The sequence below is a fragment of the Micromonospora sp. NPDC002411 genome, assembly GCF_053592955.1.
This window is the reverse complement of sequence record NZ_JBSFBM010000518.1, coordinates 1-3,219: the sequence shown is the minus strand read 5'-3', so window position 1 is coordinate 3,219 and position 3,219 is coordinate 1. Positions and strand designations below refer to the sequence as shown.

Genomic DNA, 3,219 nt, shown 5'->3' with positions numbered 1-3,219 from the left:
GGTACGTCGGACGTTGACGTCGTCGCGGTCCACGACGGAGAGGTCGGCGTCCCACCGTTCGCCGCTCGGGGCGGCAGCGGCGAGTGCCTCCGAAGCGCCGGAGGCAGCACTTTCCCCGAAGTTGCGCGGATCTTGGGCTAGGCCCGAGCCCGTCGGAGTACCAACACGAGCACCAACAGGAGCAGGGCGGTCATCGCCAGGGCACCGGGGGCCTTGGTGACGCGGGCCAGGTTGGTGCCGTCGGGCAAGGCGAGGAAGGCCGCCGCCACGGCGGGCAGCACGAACCACGTCGTCCGTAGGGCGGTCAGCGCGAGCAGCGCGAGGGGCCAGGTGGCGTACCAGGGGTGGAAGACCGGGGACAGGACGACGGTGGCGACCAGCGCCAGCGCCGCGCCGCGCACCACCACCCGGGCGTCGTTCAGTCGGCGCAGCGCCCGCCAGGTTCGGTACCAGAGCACCACCAGCACACCGGCGAGCAGGAGCAGGGCGACCGCGCGGATCACCGGTACCGCCTGCGGGTCCCGGCCGACCAACGCGCCGGCGTAGTCCACCACGAACCCGACGGCGGTGGGTGGCGACGTCCACTGCTCGGAGTCGCCGCTGTGCGTCAGCCCGCGCACCCAGCCGAACCCGAGACCGGACAGCACCGAGGTGACCAGCACCGCGCCGACGAGCCCTCCGGCCAGCCAGCCGCCGTCGCGCACCAGCGCCCGCACTGGGTACGGGCGCCGCACCCCGGCCAGCACGGCGAACGGCACCACCACCACGGCAGTGGCCTTCACCGTGACCGCCAGCCCGAGCAGCGCGCCGGCCAGCAGCAGCCCGGCCGGCCAACCCGGTCGCCGGATCGCCACCAGCAGCCCGCAGAGCAGCAGACCCAGCATCACGGCGTCGTTGTGCGCCCCGGCGATGAGGTGCACGCCGACCAGCGGCCCGGCCAGCGCCAGCCAGGCGGCCCGCCGGGTCGGTACCCCGGCGGCGCGGGCCAGACCGGGCAGGCAGAGCGCGGCCAGCAGCAGCCCCGCCACGGCGATCACCCGCAGCGCCACGATCGTGCCGGTCAACCCGCCACCGAGGCCGACCGCGAGCGCGGCGAGCAGGACGAACACCGGCCCGTACGGTGCCGGGGTGTCCCGCCAGATCGGGGCGACGGTGTCCAGCCATGGACAGCCCGCCGCCGCCACCCCCACCGCGTACGGGTCGACGCCGTGCGCGTAAGTCCAACCCTGACAGGCGTACGAGTAGACGTCCCGGCTGCCCATCGGGGGTGTGAACAGCAGCGGCAGCGCCCACAGGCTGGCGGTGACGTACGCCCACCGGGTCGACGGGGCACCGTCGCGCAACGACCACCACGCGCCGACCAGCAGCGCGGTGCCCACCAGCCAGCAGGTCAACGTCGCAGGGCCGCCCGGGGTTCGCCAGATCGACGCCGGCGTCACGCCGAGCGGGGCGTCGGGCAGCGCCCCGCCGAGGTATCCGGCCACGGCGAGCACTACCGCGCCGGCCAGGCCGACGTACCGCGCACCCGAGGCCGCCACCGAAGCAGCCGGCACCGAACCATCCGCCACCGAAGCAGCCGGGCCGAGCGAACCAGGCAGGCCGGACGAACCAGGCGGGCCGGGAGCGGTCACCGGCGCACCTTCCCTCAGTCGGCGGCGACCGGCTGACGGGTCGCCCGAGCCGACCGTACCAACCGGACGACCACCACGATCACCAACAGCGTCATCAGCGGCGCCCCGACCGTCTTGGTGAACCGGGGCAGCCCGGTGCCGTCGGGCAGGATCAGGAACGAGGCGACCAGGGCGACCACGACGAACCATCGGGTACGCCGGGCGGTGGCGGCCAGCACGAACAACGGCCACGTCCAGTACCAGGGGTGTACCACCGGTGCGAGCGCGACGGTGACGGCGAGCGCGAGGCCGGCGTAGAACAGCGGGTCACGGGTACGGGCCCGCCACCAGAGCCAGACGAGCAGGACGGCCAGCAGCACCACGGCGATCCCGCGCGTCACCGGCAACGCGTCGATGTGACCGCCGAACGGCACCGCGAGGTAGCCGATGGTTTGCGCGACGGCGGTGGGTGGGGAGGTCCAGGCGATGGCGGCGCCGCCCTGGGACAGCCCGCCGATCCAGCCGAAGTCCAGCCCGCCGGCGACTGTCACTCCCACGACGGCGGCGACGGACCCGCCGACCACCCAGCCGCCGTCGCGGATCAGGGTCCGGATCCGGTACGGCCCTGCGGTGGCCGCCAGAGCGGCGAACGGGATCACCACCACGGAGGTGACCTTGATCGCCACGGCGACACCGAGGAGCAGCCCGCCGACCAGGAGCATTCCGCGCCGGCCCGGGTTCGAGGCCACCACCGCCAGCCCGCCGACCAGCGCGGCGAGCATCAGCACGTCGTTGTGGGGACCGCCGATCAGATGCGCGGCGACCAGTGGGCAGCCCAGCGCCAGCCACACCGCCCGTCGGGCCGGAACCCCGGCTCGACGGGCCAGCACCGGCAGCGCCCACGCGGTCAACGCCACGCCGACCAGGGACAGGGCCCGGAACAGCACGATGCTGGCGTTCAGCGATCCGGTCACCTCGACCACAGCGCCCGCGATGAGGACGAACAGCGGCCCGTACGGTGCCGGGGTGTCCCGCCAGATGACGGAGACCGTGTCCAGCCAGGGGCAGGGCAGCGCGGAGACACCGTGCTCGTACGGGCTGATGCCGCCGGCGAAGCTGGCGCCCTGACAGGCGTACGCGTACACGTCCCGGCTACCGAACGGTGGCGCGACGAGCAGCGGCAGCAGCCACAGCCCTACGGTAACCAGCGCCCACCGGGTCGACGGAACTCCGTCGCGCAGCGCCCACCAGGCGTACGCGAGCAGGCCGGTGCCGACCACCCAGGCGGCCAGGACCAGTGGCCCGTCGGGGCCCTGCCAGACGCTGACCGGGGTGCTGCGCAGCGGGCCACTGGGGAACGCTCCCCCGAGGAACGCGGACAGCGCGAGCAGCGTCGAGCCGACCAGGCCGGTCCAGCGCGCGAGGTGGGAAGACACGCCCGACATGCTGCCAGCACCGCGCTCGGGGGGTGACGGCAGGCACCGTCAGCAGTGCTTGGCGGGGGTCAGGTCGCTGGAGATCGTGTAGTCGCCGGCCGCGCGGACCCGCACCTCGGTCCACCCGTCCGCGCCGGGGCGTACGCAACCGTCCGGGCCGGTCAGCGACAGCC

General features: G+C 74.2%; 2 protein-coding genes. Both read right to left on the bottom strand.

Going from position 1 to position 3,219, the window contains the following annotated elements; translation table 11 throughout:
• Positions 1-137: 137 nt before the first annotated feature.
• Positions 138-1,598, bottom strand: a complete 1,461-nt coding sequence (mptB, locus tag ACWCO3_RS33215) for a polyprenol phosphomannose-dependent alpha 1,6 mannosyltransferase MptB (RefSeq protein WP_450013891.1) — start codon at positions 1,596-1,598, stop codon at positions 138-140.
• 47 nt (positions 1,599-1,645) lie between these two features.
• Positions 1,646-3,046, bottom strand: coding sequence for a polyprenol phosphomannose-dependent alpha 1,6 mannosyltransferase MptB (mptB, locus tag ACWCO3_RS33210; RefSeq protein WP_357936470.1), 1,401 nt, complete (start codon positions 3,044-3,046; stop codon positions 1,646-1,648).
• Between the last annotated feature and the right edge of the window lie 173 nt (positions 3,047-3,219).